Source organism: Mesorhizobium oxytropidicola, from assembly GCF_056174625.1.
In genome coordinates this window covers 1,137,025-1,152,614 of sequence record NZ_CM149692.1, presented here as the reverse complement: position 1 = coordinate 1,152,614, position 15,590 = coordinate 1,137,025, and the positions used below count along the sequence as shown (strand labels likewise).

The following is a 15,590-nucleotide window of genomic DNA, read 5'->3' as shown; positions in this document are numbered from 1 at the left end:
AGAATGGGAAAGAGCAGAAGCCGGCAGGTCTTGGTCCGGCGCAACGACCTGGACAGGTCGGCCTAGCTAAGTCGGCTGGTCAAAGCGCCGCTGACGCGCGCGGAGAAGCGCGACGGCAGGCGTTTTCTGTCCTGCAGCACGAACCCCTTGTAAGCCGGATCGCCAAAAAGCTCTTCCATGGCGTGGCTCATACCAATGTTTTGGCTTTTCGGCAATTGCGGCGTGGCTTCGCATAATCCGCGTTCCTCACCCTCGCACCTTCGGGGGATAGGAAGGGCACCAAGGTCGGCAAACTCGCGCCTTTCCTCTCCCCCGTCGATCGGGGGAGAGGTGTCGAGCGAAGCTCGACGGAGTGGGGGTCGACCTGGCACGGCCATTGTTATTTCAAGTCGGGCAATGCCTCGGCTTGATCGAGGCTCTGTGGCGAGTTGTCGGCGGCAGCGCATTTGAGGGCCGGCTTCCCCCACTCCGTCGCTGCTTCGCAGCGCCACCTCTCCCCCCTCCGGAGGGAGAGGAAAGGAGCCAAGGTCGAGAAACTCTGCGCTCACATCACCTCGAACACAAAGGTCTTCACCAGCGCATCCGGCTCGGCGATGGCGTAACACCTGAACCACGGGCTTTGCTCGACCAGACGCCATTTGCCTGCCTGCTCCAGCTCATCAAACACAGCCTGAAAACCGCCACTTTCAAACACCTGGTCGCGCACGGTGAAGATGGCATGGCCGCCCTTTTTGGTGATGCGCACCAGTTCGTGCAGGCCCGACGCCGGCGCGTGGCTGATGGTGAACACGCCGGTCGAGAAGAAGGCGCGGAAATACCCGTCCGGCCAGGGCAGCGGGCCGCCCAGCATCGCCTGTTTCAGCTCACTATAGGCATTGCGGCTGCCGGCGATCTTCAGCATGTCGTCCGAGAGATCCAGCCCGGCAATGGCGCCGTAGCCCAGCGCCTTCAGCGACGGCCCTGACAGCCCGGTGCCACAGCCGGCGTCGAGCAGCGGCCCTTCGCCGGCCGGCACATGGCGCGCCACCCACGCGGTGATCAGGAACGGCAGCAAATAGCCGAGCGAAGCGGTCTCGCTGTCATAGGTCGCGGCCCAGGCGGCATAGGCTTGCGCCAGCGTTTCCGGCGTGTCGGCGCCATAGACGGAATCCAGCGCCGCATTGGCCTGGTCGACGATCATGAGACCTCCCTCCATGCGGACAGGATCGTAACCCTGTCTTTGCCCAAAAACTATTCCTCGTTCTGGCGGCGCAGGCGCCGCTCCAGCGCCCTGAGCGCCAGCGACAGGCCGACGGTCAGGATGAGATAGATATAGGCAACGATCGAATAGGTCTCGAAGAAGCGGAACGAGCCGGCGGCATAGACCTTGCCCATCTGCGTGATGTCGGCGACGCCGAGCACCGAGACCAGCGAGGAATCCTTGACCAAAGCGACGAAATCATTGCCGAGCGGCGGCAATATGGTGCGGATCGCCTGCGGAAACACGATCAGCCGGAAGCGTTGCGCGCGGCTCAGCCCGAGCGCCTTGGCCGCCTCGATCTGGCCTTTCTCGACCGCCTGGATGCCGGCGCGAAAGACCTCGGAGATGAAGGCGGAGTAGCCGATCGTCAGCGCCATGATGGCGCGCCACAACAGCGACACGTCGCGCACCAGAAGCTCACCGAAATAGCCCGCGCTTTGCAACGGCGCGGTCAGCGCATTCCAGGCCGCGACGAAGGCCGGCGCGCCGGCAAAGGCGATCCAGAATAAAAGCACCAGGATCGGCACGCCGCGAATGATCTCGACATAGAAACGCGCAACCTGCCGCAGCCACTGCGAGCCCGACAAGCCCATCAGCGCGATGCCGAGACCGATGATCGACGCCAGCGCGAAAGCCACCACGGTGACGAAGACGGTGATGCCGATGCCCTTGGCGACCGTGGCGAAGACCTGGGCATAGAGATCGCTGGCCGCAATGAACAAGGCCGCCGCCAATGCAAGGACGGCGGCAACGGCAAGCCACCAGGGGAATTCGGCTTTGGTGGTGGAGGACGAAGGCGGTGCCATCAGGCGATGTCGCCGGAATGGAAGTCTCGAAAGGGTAGCGCTAAGGCACCCCTCTCTGGCTTGCCAGCCATCTCCCCCGCAAGGGGGGAGATCGGATGTTTGATCGGCTTTCGCCAACCATCAACGTCGACTGGAGCGCGCCGTCGGCCGAACAGCCAATCTCCCCCCTTGCGGGGGAGATGCCCGGCAGGGCAGAGGGGGGTGCTCAAGGGCAAACTCAGCGTGATTTCCCGCACGGGCACTCCCGTCAACAACAGGACCTACTGCCCCATCTTGTAGTCAAGGAACCACTTCTTGTTCAGCGCATCGAGCGTCCCGTCCGCCTTCAGCGCGGCGATCGCGGCGTTGACCGGCTTCACCAGGTCCGACCCTTTCGGGAAAATGAAGCCAAAATCCTCGGTGCCGAGCGGGCCGCCGATCAGCTTCAGCTTGCCCTCGGATGCATCGACATAGCCCTTGCCGGCGGTGCCGTCGGTCAGCACGACATCGACGTCGCCCGCCTTAAGCGCCTGCACGGTCGCGCCAAAAGTCTCGAACAGTTTGATGCGCGGGTTCTGCTCATTGCCGTCGAGCACGCTGTAGACGGCGGTGTAGAACGGCGTGGTGCCGGGCTGCGCGCCGATCAGCCCGTCCTTGAAGGCGCCGAAGGTCTTGGCGTCGGTGAAGCGGCTTTCGTCGCCACGCACCAGCATGAACTGCTCCGAGCGCATATAGGGGTCGGAGAAATCGACCTTCTCCTTGCGGTCGTCCTTGATGGTGATGCCGGTCATGCCGATGTTGTACTGGTTGTCGGAAACCGCCTGGATCATCGCGTCCCAGGAGGTGTTCTGGTACTCGACCTTGAAATTCAGCCGCTTGGCGATTTCGTTCATCGCGTCATATTCCCAGCCGATCTGTTTTCCCGTCTTGGGATCGATGAACTGCAGCGGCGGATAAGCGTTTTCGGTGACCACCACGACCTTCTTGCCACCGAGATCGGGCAGCGCCTGCGCAAAGGCGGCAACGGGCGCCAGCACAAGGGCAAGCAGGCCGGCCAGCAGCAGTTTCGACTTGGTCATGACACACTCCCGAAAATTGAAAGCGCCCGGATGGGCTTACAGGAAAATCCGGCGCCGACTTTAGCTTTCCGCATGCGTCATGCAAGACGGTCCGCTGCGTCAGCGCGCGCGAAAAGGGATTCCAATGCCCTCAATCCAAGGATTTCCGGATGATCTGCTTATCTCGAGCCAGGAACCAGCGCTTCCGCATCCGCCGAGGCGTCTTCCGCCACAGCGTTGCGCATACCGGCAACGAGCAGGGTGAGTGTCGCGTGCAGGGCTTTCGCTTCGCCAGGCTCGAGCGGCACGCTGCAAGCAAGGGCTGATGACACATCCTTGATGCGCGCGCGCAACGCCTGGCCCTTGGCCGTCGGCTCGACCAGCACGCGGCGCTCGTCGGCGGCGTCGCGGCGACGGGTAAGGAGCCCGCCCGCCTCCATCCGTTTGAGCAGCGGCGTCAGCGTCGCGGAATCGAGACCCAGCGCCTCGCCAAGCGCGCCGATCGTGCTCGGCGCGCGTTCCCACAATGCCAGCATCACCAGATATTGCGGGTAGGTCAGGCCGAGCGGATCGAGCAACGGCCGATAGAGCTTGGTCATCAGCCCGCTCGCCGAATAGAGCGCAAAGCAGAGCTGCTGGTCGAGTCGCGGAACCCTCACCGTCCCGGCGGCCTCCGCCGGGACGTCGCTGGCGCTGTTTGTGGTCTTTCCCGTCATGCCGCCTTTACCGAAAGCGCCACCTCGACATTGCCCCTGATGGCGTTCGAATAGGGCAGATCTTGTGTGCCTCCGATACAAGCGCTTCCGCCGCCGCCTGATCAAGGCCTTTTGTCTCCGCCGCGAGGGCGACGCCGAGCTTGAAACCCTCGCCATTGGGAAGCAGGCTAACGGTCGACGTTACCCCCGCATCCGTGAGCGGCAGCTTCTGTTTGCGCGCGACGAAGCGAATGGCGCTTTCGAAGCAGGCAGCGTAGCCGATGGCGAAAAGCTGCTCGGGATTGGTGGCGCCCCCTGGCCCGCCGAGTTCCTTGGGCAAAGCCAGATCGACCTTGAGCAGGCCGTCGCTGGTCTCGCCATGGCCGGCGCGGCCGCCGGTGACGTGAGCCTGTGTGGTGTAGAGTGCCATATCAAATCTCCAATTATCTTGTGCACGATTATTTAGTACACAAGATAATATGACGTCAACACCCTGATCCAGTTTCCAGGCATGAAAGCGTTCACAGTCTGGTGAAACGAAAAAAGGCGGCCGAAGCCGCCTTTTTGAATGGGATTTCCGAAGTCTTATTCGGCCGGAGTCGCTTCCGCAGCCTTGGCGGCCTCAGCCTCGGCGGCTGCCTTCTTCTCGGCGGCTTCCTTGGCGGCCGTCTCGGCGGCCAGCGCCTGGGCAGCGGCGACCTTCTCGGCCTCGATGCGGGCCTTCTCGGCGTTCAGCGCGTCGCGCTCCTCATCGTTGAGCTTGCGGGCGCGCACGCCGGTGTTTTCCGAAATACGGGCCGACTTGCCGCGACGATCGCGCAGGTAATAGAGCTTGGCGCGACGCACCTTGCCGACGGCGTACGATCTCGACGCCCTCGACCATCGGCGAGAAAACCGGGAACACGCGCTCGACGCCTTCGCCATAGGAGATCTTGCGGACGGTGAAATTTTCCTGGAAGCCGGAACCGGCACGGGCGATGACGACGCCCTCATAGGCCTGGACGCGGGTGCGGGTGCCTTCGGTCACGCGGACCTGGACGCGCACGGTGTCGCCGGGCTGGAATTCGGGGAGCTTGCGCTTGGCTTCGATCTTGGCGGCCTGCTCGGCCTCGAGCTGACGGATGATATCCATCTTGGGTAATCCACTTCTTGTTCTTCCGACAGTCAGAGCGTCCGACACTCGCCTTGCAGTTCCATTGACCGCTCGGCTATGTCCTTTGTCCCTGAGACATTTTGTCTCCAAGACATCGGACAGGGGCGACTACACCGTCATTGTTGACGGGTCCGGCAGATTCTTCTTCCGGTTCGGCGGCGACATACAGCTATTTCGGCGCTTTGTCACGCCCGCGCACGAGTCTTTTTTGCCGGCATGGCACCATCGTAATCGCTTCGTGCCGGGTTGCGCCGCTCTCTGGGGCTTTCTAAGCCTGACATAGCACAGTTTTCCGCGGTGGCATTCCATGTCTGTCTTCGACGCCATCCTGCTGTTCCTTGCAGGCTTTCTTTCAGGCGCCGCCAACGCGGTCGCCGGCGGCGGCACCTTCATCACCTTCGGCGCCATGACATTGGCCGGCGTGCCGCCGATCGTCGCCAACGCCACCTCCTCGGTCACGCAATTCCCGGGCTATATCACCTCGACACTCGCCTACTGGACCGACATCCGTCACTTCTGGCGCGGTGCCCTACTGCTTTGCGCCATATCAGCGATCGGCGCACTGGCCGGCGCGCTGATCCTGCTGGCGCTGTCCAACCCGTCCTTCCGCGCCCTGGTGCCGTGGCTGCTGTTGGGCGCAACCGCCCTGTTTGCCGCTGGGCCGTGGCTGAAGCCAGCGCCAAAGCCCGGCCATGAGGCGGCGGTCGGCTCGCTCGCCGGTTCGCTGGCGCAGTTCGTCACCGCCATCTATGGCGGTTTCTTCGGCGCTGGCATGGGCGTGATGATGCTGGCGACGCTCGGCCTGACGCAGTCCGGCGACTACCACCGGCTGAACGCGCTGAAGAACATGCTGGCCGTGGTCATCGCGGCGGTCGCCATCATCGTCTTCGTCTCGGGCGGCGTCGTCGCCTGGCCGCAGGCGATCGTCATGATCCCGGGCGGCGCGCTCGGCGGCTATGCCGGCGTGTGGATCGCCAAGCGCGTGCCGCAAAACGTCGTGCGCGGCTTCGTCGTCGCCGTCGGCTTGTTTCTCGCCTTTTACTACTTCGGCAAGGGCTGAGCGCTGAGGAGGTCAGGCCGTCTCTCCCTGGTCAGCCGCTCGGACTGCTCCCGCCGCCATGCGGCGATCTTCTTGTGATTGCCCGAAATCAGCACCTCGGGAATCTCCCGCCCCTCGAACTCCTGCGGCCGCGTGTAGTGCGGATGTTCGAGCAGGCCATTCTCGAAACTTTCTTCCTCGCCGGACACCGCATTGCCCATCACGCCGGGCAACAGCCGCACCACGGCGTCGAGCAGCACAAGTGCTGCCGGCTCGCCCCCGGAGAGAATGAAATCGCCGATCGAGACCTCTTCCAGGCCACGGGCCTCGATCAGCCGCTGGTCGACGCCCTCGAAGCGGCCGCACAGGATGACGGCGCCCGGCCCGGCGGCAAGCTCGCGCACCCGCGCCTGGGTCAGCGGTTTGCCGCGCGGGCTCATCAAAAGCCGCGGACGCGCATCGCCTGCCGGCGAAGCATGGTCGATTGCCCTGGCCAGCACATCGGCGCGCATCACCATGCCGGCGCCGCCGCCGGCAGGCGTGTCGTCGACGGTGCGGTGCTTGTCGGTGGCAAAATCGCGGATCTGGATCGCTGCAAGCGACCATGTACCGGCCTCCAGTGCCCGCCCGGCCAGCGACAGGCCGAGCACGCCGGGAAACATTTCGGGATAGAGCGTCAGTACCGACGCGGCAAAACTCACCGGTTACCCCCGGCGTCGCGCGGTCCGCGCGGCCTGCCCTTGGGGTCGAAATCGTCGTCGCGCGGCGCATCGCCGTCCTCGTCCTCGATAAGTCCGGCCGCCGCCGGGTCGACGCGGACAAAGCCCTCGGCGATCGACACATCAGGCACGGCGGCCTGCGTGAACGGGATCAGCACGCCCTTGCGGCCGGCAAGCGTCACGTCGAGAATGTCGCCGCCGCCGAAATTATGCACCGCGACCACCTTGCCTAGCGCAGTGCCGGTGTCGTCGCGAACCTCCAGTCCGACCAGGTCGGCATGGTAAAATTCGTCCTCCTCGCCATCGTCCGGCAGCATCGAACGGTCGACGAACAGTTCGGTGCCGGCGAGCGCTTCGGCGGCATTGCGGTCGCTGATGCCCTTAAAACGCACCACGACGACCGTGTTGGCAGGCCTGATGTCTATGATCTGGAAGGCACGGCCATCCCTGGCATAGAGCGGCCCATAATCGGCCAGCGCCATCGGCTCGCCGGTGAAGGTTTTCACCCTGAGTTCGCCCTTGATGCCGTGGGCGGCGCCGATCACGGCCATCTGGACTGGGTTTTGCGGCTTGCTCATGGCGAAATATCCTTTGGCCTGCTCTAGCCCCAGCCCGGCGTCATTTCAATGATCACCCCTTGTCATTTCAATGACGCGCTCTTCACCGCTTCCTAACCCGAATCCCCGAAAATGCCGCCATGCAGGAATTCCTCATCCCGGCGAAACCCGATCTCCAGGCGGCGCGCGAAAGCTGGTTGAAGATGCTGGCGCGTGAGCGCCGGCTGTCGCCAGAGACCGTCGAGGCCTATGAACGCGACACGCGCCAGTTCCTGCATTTCCTCACCGGCCATTGCGGCGGCTCGCCCGGTATTTCCGACATCGCCAATCTGCGTCCGGCCGATTTGCGCGGCTTCCTCGCCGCCCGCCGCAACGCCGGCGCCGGTGCCCGCACGCTTGGCCGTGGGCTGGCCGGCATCCGCTCGCTGCTGCGGTTTCTCGAACGGCGAGGTCTCGCCAATGCGGCTGGTGCCGCAGCACTTCGCGCGCCGCGCCAGCCCAAATCGCTGCCAAAACCACTGACGGCGAGCGACGCCAAACAGGTCGTGTCGGTGGAGGGCCAACTGGCCGAAGAACCCTGGATCGCCGCCCGCAACGCCGCCGTGCTGACGCTGCTTTATGGCTCGGGCCTGCGCATTTCCGAGGCGCTCGGCCTGTCGGCCGCCGATCTGGCCTCGGAGGCCGATACCGTACTGCGCGTCACCGGCAAGGGCGGCAAGACGCGGCTGGTGCCGGTGCTGCCGGTGGCGCTCAGGGCAATCGCCGAATACCGCCGGCTCTGTCCCTACCATCTCGACCCCAAGGAACTTCTGTTTCGCGGCGCGCGCGGCGGCCCGCTCAATCCGGCCATCATCCAGCGCGACATGGCGAAACTGCGCTCGGCGCTCAACCTGCCCGATACCGCGACACCGCACGCCCTGCGCCATTCCTTCGCCACCCATCTGCTTGGCCGCGGCGGCGATCTGCGCACCATCCAGGAACTGCTCGGCCACGCCAGCCTGTCGACGACACAGATCTACACCGGCGTCGACACCGCAAGGCTGCTCGAAATCTACGAATCGGCCCATCCAAGGGCGTAACCCCTTCAATTTCGACCTACCAATTAACCGTTTTGCCGCTTTTCACCCTTAGAAAGGGGCCATGAAACGTGTCATTGCCATCGCCGACCGCGCAGCTTCCATCTCGCTGAAGCTGCTTGTCGCGCTCAACGTGCTGTTTTTCCTGTCATTCCTTGCCGTCCTGCTGTTCGCGGCCGGCAGGGCGCATGCGGAAGTCCCGACCTGCAGCGGCGCCGACATGCTGTCGGCCCTGCAGAAGAGCAACCCTGCCACCTACAGCAAGATCGAGGCCGAAGCCGCCGCGACGCTGAATGGCAAGGGCCTGCTGTGGAAGCTGGAGAAATCGGGCGAACAGCCATCCTATCTGTTCGGCACCATGCACATGACCGACCCGCGCGTCACCACGCTGCCGCCAGAAGCGCAGAAGGCCTTTAACGCCGCCGGCACCCTCATCATCGAAACCACCGACGTGCTCGACAAGCAGAAGATGATGACGGCGATGCTGAAAGAGCCGGACCTGATGATGTTCACCGATTCCACGACGCTGTCGTCCTTGCTGACGCCGGATGAAGCGGCGGCGATGAATGCCGCGTTGGACGCCCGTGGCATCCCGCCGGCGACGGTCGCCAAGATGAAGCCGTGGATGCTGTCGGCGATGATGGCGCTTCCGGCCTGCGAACTCGCCCGCCAGTCTGGCGGGGAGCCGGTGCTCGACGTCAAGCTGGCCGAAAGTGCCAAGGCCGCCGGCAAGCCGGTGGAAGGGTTGGAAACGGCCGAAAGCCAGCTGCGCGCCATGGCCTCGCTGCCGCTCGCCTTTCACATGAAGGGCTTGGTCGACACGCTGAAGCTCGGCGACAAGGTCAACGACATCAACGAGACCATGATCGTGCTCTACCAGCGCGGCGATACCGGCATGTTCTGGCCGCTGTTCCGCGCCGCCATGCCGGACGAGCAGAACGACCCCTCGGGCTATGCCGCCTTCGAGGAGACCATGATCACCAGCCGCAACAAGGTGATGGTCGATCATGCCGAACCGATCCTGGCCAAAGGCAATGCCTTCATGGCGGTCGGCGCGCTGCACCTTCCCGGTCCGCAGGGACTGGTCGAGGATTTCCGCAAGGCCGGCTATACTGTCACGGCAGTCGGGCTTTAACCCCTATTTGATCAAGACCTGAGCCAGCATCGCCGGAACGATGATCCGGTGAAACGGCATGATGATGGCGAGATAGGTCCGCCCAAACAGATTGTGCGTCTTCACGATCGTCGACGCAGCCACCTCCTGCCGGCCCGCGCCGAGGTCGTTCACCTCCACCAGGATGCGGAAATCGAGATGCCGGTCGTCCAGGCCAAGGACGACCCTGCCGGGCGCCTGGCTGATGAGCGGAAATATGCCGATCCTGCTTTCCGGCGGTGCGTCGGGGTCAGCCCCGCCTTTCAGCCCAAATGGCCTGACAGCGAGGTTGCGCAGCGCCGTAAGCCGGCCGACCCACAGCGGGGTTCGCCCCAGGGCGCGCTCGGCCGCGCCAATGGCAGTCAGGGCAAGACCCTCGGTCGTCAGCACATATCGATCGGCGAACTGAGCGCCGGCAAGAGCGCCTTGGGGATCAGGAAAAGGCTGTGCAGTGGGTGTCATAGCGGCAACTCCCTCACAACCAACGATAGCATCGGTTGGTTTGGCTCGCTGCGTGGCGAAACGCCGCCAGTCCGGCGAGGCATCAGTGCTCGAATCAAGCTGGCGGGAGGCGCCACCTTTCAGTCCTGAGGGACTTGTCGAGATTTACGCAAAGCCGGCTATACTGTCTCCGCCGTCAATTGAGTCGGATGGCAGCGGGGGGACCAAAACGCCGCGTTTCCGGCGCTTTCCTTCGCTAGCGTGAAACCCATTCAACGGTTGCGCGTTGATGGCTGTTGATTGATCATTTTCATCCACGGAGGACACTTTTATGGCGAATCCATCGAACGACACTCCCAGGCCAAGCGGCGGGGGCGGCAGCCCCTGGCTGATTGCGCTGGTCGTCGTTATCCTGGCGATTGTCGCGTATTACGTTTTCGGCAGAAGCGGCGAACATCCGGCACCCGCCGAGCCGCCAGCGGCCAGCACACCGGCTCCGGCGCCCGCGCCGGCAGAACCGATGAAGCCAGCCGAACCTGCGCCCGCTCCGGCACCTGCCCCAGCACCCGCTCCGGCACCTGCGCCCGCACCGGCACCGGCACCGGCACCGGCACCGGCTCCTGCGCCAGCACCGGCTCCTGCTCCGGCCAACTGATCGGCGCGATATCGAATACGAACGGCCCGCTGAAAGGCGGGCCGTTTTGTTTTTGGGGCGATGGCCGTTGGAAGCTCTGGTGCCAGGCACTCCGCACATTCGTCATCCTCGGGCTTGACCCGAGGATCCATGCCGCGACATCAACCAATGCAGCGGAGTAGAACTCTGGACCGCCGCGACGCTCTGAAGTCACGGCATGGATCCCTTGGGCTGCGGAGCAGCTCCAGGGGTCTGCGCCGCGTCGCTTCGCTCCTTGCTCCGCCATGGGATGACGAAGCGTTGGACGCCTTTAGATGTGGATCGGCTTGAAGAAGGTTGCCAGCGCCGCTTCCTTCACCGCTTCCGACATCGTCGGATGCGCGTGGCAGGTGCGGGCGAGATCTTCGGACGAGCCGCCGAACTCCATCAGCACCGCCGCCTCGTGGATCATCTCGCCGGCGCCGAAGCCGACAATGTGCACGCCGAGCACGCGGTCGCTTTGCTTGTCGGCGAGGATCTTCACGAAACCGTCCGTGTGCAGCATGGCGCGTGCGCGGCCATTGGCAGTGAACGGGAACTTGCCGATCCTGTAGTCGATGCCGGCCTTCTTCAGCTCTTCCTCAGTCTTGCCGACGGAGGCGATTTCGGGGCTGGTGTAGACGACGCTCGGAATGACCTCGTAGTTCACATGGCCGGCCTGGCCGGCGATGGTTTCCGCCACCGCCACGCCCTCGTCCTCGGCCTTGTGCGCCAGCATCGGCCCGGCGATGACATCGCCGATGGCATAGATGCCGGGGACGTTGGTCTTGAGGTGCGCATCGGTCTTGACCCGGCCGCGCTCATCGACGTCGACGCCGGCTTCCTTCAGCCCGAGAGTGTCGGAATAGGCGCGGCGGCCGGTGGCGATCAGCACGACATCGGCGGCGATGGTCTCGGCAGCAGCACCACCCTTCACCGGCTCGAAGGTGACGCTGGCGCCCTTCTTGGCCTTGGCGACGCCGGTGACCTTGGCGCCGAGCTTGAACTCGAAGCCCTGCTTGGAGAGCAGCCGCTGGAACTGTTTCGAGACCTCGCCGTCCATGCCGCCGAGGATGGTGTCGAGGAACTCGACGACGGTGACCTTGGCGCCGAGCCGCGCCCAGACCGAGCCGAGCTCGAGCCCGATGACGCCGCCGCCGACCACCACGAGATGACCGGGAACCTTCTCCAGCGACAAAGCGCCGGTCGACGACACGATGACCTTCTCGTCGATATCGACCTTGACGCCGGAAATGCCGGCAACATCCGAGCCGGTGGCGATGACGATATTTTTCGTCTCGATCTCCTCAACCTTGCCGTCCTCGGAGGTGACCGAGACCTTGCCCGCCGCGACCACCTTGCCGGTGCCGCGGAAGCTGTCGATCTTGTTCTTCTTGAACAGGAAGGCGACGCCGTTGACGTTGGACGCCACCGTCGCATCCTTGTGCGCCATCATCTTCTTGAGATTGAGCTTGGGCGCCGGGATCTCGACGCCCAGCGTGTCGAAGGAATGGCCGGCCTCGGCGAACATTTCGGAGGCATGAAGCAGCGCCTTCGACGGGATGCAGCCGATGTTGAGGCAGGTGCCGCCGAAGGTGGCGTTCTTCTCGACCACCGCAACCTTCAGCCCAAGCTGCGCCGCCTTGATGGCGCAGACATAGCCGCCGGGTCCCGATCCGATGATAACGACGTCATAAGCCATGTTTGTTTCCCTTTGCTTGGCGCTCAGCGGCCGCCGCTGACATTCAGGATCGCGCCTGTCGTATAGGATGCGGCGTCGGATAGAAGATAGAGAATCGCTGCCGCGACTTCATCCGCGGTGCCTGCTCTTTTCATCGGCAGCGTGTCCTGGATCAGCGCCACCCGGTCCGGCTGTCCGCCGGAAGCATGGATGTCGGTGTCGATGATGCCCGGCCGCACCGCGTTGACGCGGATGCCTTCCAGCGCCACCTCGCGGGCGAGCCCGATGGTGAACGTGTCGATGGCGCCCTTGGAGGCAGCATAGTCGACATAATTGTCCGGTGCGCCGAGCACCGCCGCCGCCGAGGAGATGTTGACGATCGATCCGCCCTTGCCGCCATGGCGCGTCGACATGCGCTTGACCGCCTCGCGGGCGCACAGGATGGAACCGACGACATTGATGCGCATCATCCGCTCGAGCCGTGCGGCGCTCATCTCGTCGACACGCGCCTTGGCGTCGACAATGCCGGCATTGTTGACGAAGGCGTCGAGCCGGCCCCAGTTGCGGTCCACCGCCTCGAAGATAGCCAGGATATCGGCCTCGCTGCCGACATCGCCCTTGACCGCAAAAGCGTCACCGCCGGCGGCCTTGATGTCGCCGACCAGCGCGTCGGCAGCAGCCTGGTTCGAGGCGTAGTTGACCACCACGCGATAACCGGCCTTCGCCCCCAGCCGGCAGACGGCGGCGCCGATGCCGCGGCTGCCGCCGGTGACCAGCAGCACCTTTTGCGCCTCGCTCATTCCTGGCATCCCTTCAGCGTAAACACATCCGACGGCACTTTCGAGAATCCGCTGCCGCCATAGGCCACCGAATGCCGCAATGACGGCCCGAGGTCTGGAAGGATCAGTGTCTTCGGCGCATCGACGCCTTGCGCCGGCAAAAGCCCGATATCGCCCTTGTCATCCGACGTATAGATCACACCGTTCCACAGCGTGCAGGCGGCAGTTCGCCGCCAGTGACGTCGCCCTCGGGGCATTTGTACATCAAGGAACCGTTCGGCCGCGCTTCACCCGAGCTCCACATCACAATGCCGTTCAGCACCACATTGTTGTCGAGGATCATGCGGAAGCTGTTAGTGACGAGAGCCGATGTGCCGGTCGGGGTAAAATCGATCTCGCTGCCGCTTTGGGTATCGCCATAGACGGCGAGCTCGATCGGGCAGGCGGCATAAGCCGCGGAACACGCTGCCAGAAAAGCCAGCGAGCCTGCTATAAATCCAATCATGGGCGGAGCAACGTTTGTCATCAGTTGGTTTGATCGCTCCCCCGGCCATCGGCGTCTTCGAGCACTTCGAAATCGGTCATCAAGACCAGCGGCTCGCCGGCCGCGTCCAGTCCCCAGAAGGAATAGTAAATCCCATCACCCCAGCCCGTGTTGAACATGGCTACATTAAGCGGATTTTCATCAACCGGATTATCCATGCGGAACCTGTCGAACGAGCATGCAACGTCAGCAAGATAGCCGTCGAGTTCCTCCGGGTCGGACATCAGCGTCAGAAACGACCTGTCCATGAACGAAGCAACAGCGTCATCGACAATAAATCCAGACTTCCAGGCCGATCCACCATTGCTGGTGAAGGTGGCCAATTCCCAGCTCACCGGTAGGCCGGGGCCAAACCGTAAGACCGCCGCAGCAACGTAACTCCGCGCCTCAAGCAACGTGACCGGGTAGCGTCCCGGCCTGACCTTGCGGCTAAACACAGGCCGTTCCAGTCCTGTAATCAGTGGATCGCAAGCGACGATTTCGCCAGTCGGGAGCTCAAGTTCGCCGATCACGGTGACAATGATTTTCCGTTCCGCCATCTCAGCTTCGCTGAGAGCGAACACACCGAGATTGCTGCTCGCCGGCTCCGAATCCCATTCAGTCGATGTCGCCGGCGAAGGAACAGCGGTCGAGGCAGCTGGTCGAAAAACTCGTAGCAGGCGGCCCAACCTGAACCTGAACCATCCCGGCCAGCCGCCCATTGCGGATCAGCTCCGACTAGAGATCAAGCACCAGCCGTTCCGGATCCTCCAGGCTTTCCTTGACGCGCACCAGGAAGGTCACCGCTTCCTTGCCGTCGACGATGCGGTGATCGTAGCTCAGCGCCAGATACATCATCGGCCGGATGACGATCTGGCCGCCGACCACGACCGGCCGGTCCTGGATCTTGTGCATGCCCAGAATGCCCGATTGCGGCGCGTTGAGGATCGGCGTCGACATCAGCGAGCCGTAAACGCCGCCATTGGAGATGGTGAAGGTACCGCCCTGCATGTCGGCGACCGACAGCTTGCCGTCACGCGCGGCGATGCCCAGCCGGCCGATTTCCTTCTCGATCTCGGCGATCGACATCTGGTCGGCATCGCGCACGACCGGCACGACGAGGCCCTTCTCGGTGCCGACGGCGACGCCGACATGAGCAAAATTCTTGTAGATGATGTCGGTGCCGTCGATCTCGGCATTGACCGCCGGGATTTCCTTCAGCGCGTGGGTGACGGCCTTGGTGAAGAAGCCCATGAAGCCGAGCTTCACGCCGTGCTTCTTCTCGAACACGTCCTTGTACTTGGTGCGCAGCGCCATCACCGCTGACATGTCGACCTCGTTGAAGGTGGTGAGCATGGCGGCGGTCGACTGCGCTTCCTTCAGGCGGCGCGCAATTGTCTGGCGCAATTTGGTCATGCGCACGCGCTCTTCGCGCGAGGCATCGTCGCCGGACGATGGCGCACGCAAGGCGATCGGTGCAGGTGCCGGAGCCGCCTTCGGCGTCTCGGCCGGCTGCGACGGAGCACCCTTGGAGATGGCGTCGAGCACGTCGCCCTTGAGCACCTGGCCGCGCTTGCCCGAGCCGGAAAGCTGGTCGACCGACAAATTGTTCTCGGCGATCAGTTTTGCCGCGGCCGGCGCCGGCGGCATCGAGCGCGGCTCGACCGCTCCGGCATCGCCGGCAATCTTGGCTGTCTCGGCCGCGGCCTGCTTGGTGGTCTGCGCCGCATCCGGCGACGAGGCCTGCGACACCGCCTGCGGCTTGGTCGCCGGGGCAGCGGCGCCGCCTGCCGAGATCGAACCCAGCAAAGCGCCGACAGCGACCGTCTCGCCTTCCTTGGCGGTGATTTCGCCCAGCGTGCCGGCGGCGGCGGCTGGAACTTCCACCGTCACCTTGTCGGTTTCGAGCTCGACCAGCGGCTCGTCGACGGCAATGGCATCGCCGACCTTCTTGAACCATTTGCCGATGGTCGCCTCGGTGACGGATTCGCCGAGAGTGGGAACGCGGATTTCGGTAGCCATTGTGCCTGTCCGTTCTT

At 63.9% G+C, this 15,590-nt stretch carries 15 protein-coding genes and 3 pseudogenes; 3 read left to right on the top strand and 15 right to left on the bottom strand.

Going from position 1 to position 15,590, the window contains the following annotated elements:
- Positions 1-544 precede the first annotated feature (544 nt).
- The 6 genes and pseudogenes from AC0V8S_RS05650 to rplS form a co-directional block, all read right to left on the bottom strand.
- On the bottom strand, positions 545-1,180 hold the full coding sequence (locus AC0V8S_RS05650; protein WP_475437098.1) for a class I SAM-dependent DNA methyltransferase: 636 nt from the start codon (positions 1,178-1,180) through the stop codon (positions 545-547).
- Positions 1,181-1,230: 50 nt separating this feature from the next.
- The gene (locus AC0V8S_RS05645) at positions 1,231-2,046 is read right to left on the bottom strand and encodes an amino acid ABC transporter permease (RefSeq protein WP_183464316.1); all 816 of its coding nucleotides are present in this window, start codon (positions 2,044-2,046) and stop codon (positions 1,231-1,233) included.
- A gap of 260 nt (positions 2,047-2,306) precedes the next feature.
- Entirely contained in the window at positions 2,307-3,104 is a 798-nt protein-coding gene (locus AC0V8S_RS05640) for a transporter substrate-binding domain-containing protein (RefSeq protein ID WP_096451656.1), read from the bottom strand.
- 158 nt (positions 3,105-3,262) lie between these two features.
- Positions 3,263-3,799 carry a MarR family winged helix-turn-helix transcriptional regulator gene (locus tag AC0V8S_RS05635; RefSeq protein WP_475437097.1) on the bottom strand — a complete coding sequence of 179 codons (537 nt, stop codon included), beginning with the start codon at positions 3,797-3,799 and terminating at the stop codon, positions 3,263-3,265.
- Positions 3,796-4,208: pseudogene (locus AC0V8S_RS05630) on the bottom strand (organic hydroperoxide resistance protein). Before AC0V8S_RS05630 ends, AC0V8S_RS05635 begins: the two are co-directional and overlap by 4 nt.
- 155 nt (positions 4,209-4,363) lie before the next feature.
- A pseudogene (gene rplS, locus AC0V8S_RS05625) lies at positions 4,364-4,910 on the bottom strand (50S ribosomal protein L19).
- Positions 4,911-5,238: 328 nt separating this feature from the next.
- On the opposite strand from rplS, the gene AC0V8S_RS05620 reads away from it, so the two are divergent.
- On the top strand, positions 5,239-5,991 hold the full coding sequence (locus tag AC0V8S_RS05620) for a sulfite exporter TauE/SafE family protein (RefSeq protein WP_475437096.1): 753 nt from the start codon (positions 5,239-5,241) through the stop codon (positions 5,989-5,991).
- Here AC0V8S_RS05620 and trmD read toward each other — a convergent pair.
- The gene (trmD, locus tag AC0V8S_RS05615; RefSeq protein WP_475437095.1) at positions 5,973-6,671 is read right to left on the bottom strand and encodes a tRNA (guanosine(37)-N1)-methyltransferase TrmD; all 699 of its coding nucleotides are present in this window, start codon (positions 6,669-6,671) and stop codon (positions 5,973-5,975) included. The genes AC0V8S_RS05620 and trmD overlap by 19 nt on opposite strands.
- Complete coding sequence (gene rimM, locus AC0V8S_RS05610; protein ID WP_475437094.1) at positions 6,668-7,267, bottom strand: ribosome maturation factor RimM; 600 nt, start codon at positions 7,265-7,267, stop codon at positions 6,668-6,670. The genes trmD and rimM overlap by 4 nt, the downstream gene beginning before the upstream one ends.
- A gap of 119 nt (positions 7,268-7,386) precedes the next feature.
- On the opposite strand from rimM, the gene AC0V8S_RS05605 reads away from it, so the two are divergent.
- Both AC0V8S_RS05605 and AC0V8S_RS05600 read left to right on the top strand, forming a co-directional pair.
- On the top strand, positions 7,387-8,325 hold the full coding sequence (locus tag AC0V8S_RS05605) for a tyrosine recombinase XerC (RefSeq protein ID WP_475437093.1): 939 nt from the start codon (positions 7,387-7,389) through the stop codon (positions 8,323-8,325).
- A gap of 61 nt (positions 8,326-8,386) precedes the next feature.
- A complete protein-coding gene (locus AC0V8S_RS05600) occupies positions 8,387-9,457 on the top strand; it encodes a TraB/GumN family protein (protein ID WP_475437092.1) in 1,071 nt (356 codons plus the stop codon).
- Positions 9,458-9,460: 3 nt separating this feature from the next.
- Here AC0V8S_RS05600 and AC0V8S_RS05595 read toward each other — a convergent pair whose 3' ends face one another.
- The 7 genes and pseudogenes from AC0V8S_RS05595 to odhB form a co-directional block, all read right to left on the bottom strand.
- Positions 9,461-9,937 carry a DUF2867 domain-containing protein gene (locus tag AC0V8S_RS05595; protein ID WP_475437091.1) on the bottom strand — a complete coding sequence of 159 codons (477 nt, stop codon included), beginning with the start codon at positions 9,935-9,937 and terminating at the stop codon, positions 9,461-9,463.
- 386 nt (positions 9,938-10,323) lie between these two features.
- The gene (locus AC0V8S_RS05590) at positions 10,324-10,764 is read right to left on the bottom strand and encodes a hypothetical protein (protein WP_475437090.1); all 441 of its coding nucleotides are present in this window, start codon (positions 10,762-10,764) and stop codon (positions 10,324-10,326) included.
- Between the two features lie 96 nt (positions 10,765-10,860).
- Positions 10,861-12,270, bottom strand: a complete 1,410-nt coding sequence (gene lpdA, locus AC0V8S_RS05585; RefSeq protein WP_475437089.1) for a dihydrolipoyl dehydrogenase — start codon at positions 12,268-12,270, stop codon at positions 10,861-10,863.
- A 23-nt stretch (positions 12,271-12,293) separates the two neighbouring features.
- Entirely contained in the window at positions 12,294-13,049 is a 756-nt protein-coding gene (locus tag AC0V8S_RS05580) for an SDR family oxidoreductase (protein ID WP_475437088.1), read from the bottom strand.
- Positions 13,046-13,533: pseudogene (locus AC0V8S_RS05575) on the bottom strand (hypothetical protein). Before AC0V8S_RS05575 ends, AC0V8S_RS05580 begins: the two are co-directional and overlap by 4 nt.
- Positions 13,534-13,553: 20 nt before the next feature.
- The gene (locus AC0V8S_RS05570) at positions 13,554-14,273 is read right to left on the bottom strand and encodes a DUF4241 domain-containing protein (protein ID WP_475437087.1); all 720 of its coding nucleotides are present in this window, start codon (positions 14,271-14,273) and stop codon (positions 13,554-13,556) included.
- A gap of 16 nt (positions 14,274-14,289) precedes the next feature.
- Entirely contained in the window at positions 14,290-15,573 is a 1,284-nt protein-coding gene (odhB, locus tag AC0V8S_RS05565) for a 2-oxoglutarate dehydrogenase complex dihydrolipoyllysine-residue succinyltransferase (protein ID WP_475437086.1), read from the bottom strand.
- Positions 15,574-15,590: the final 17 nt, after the last annotated feature.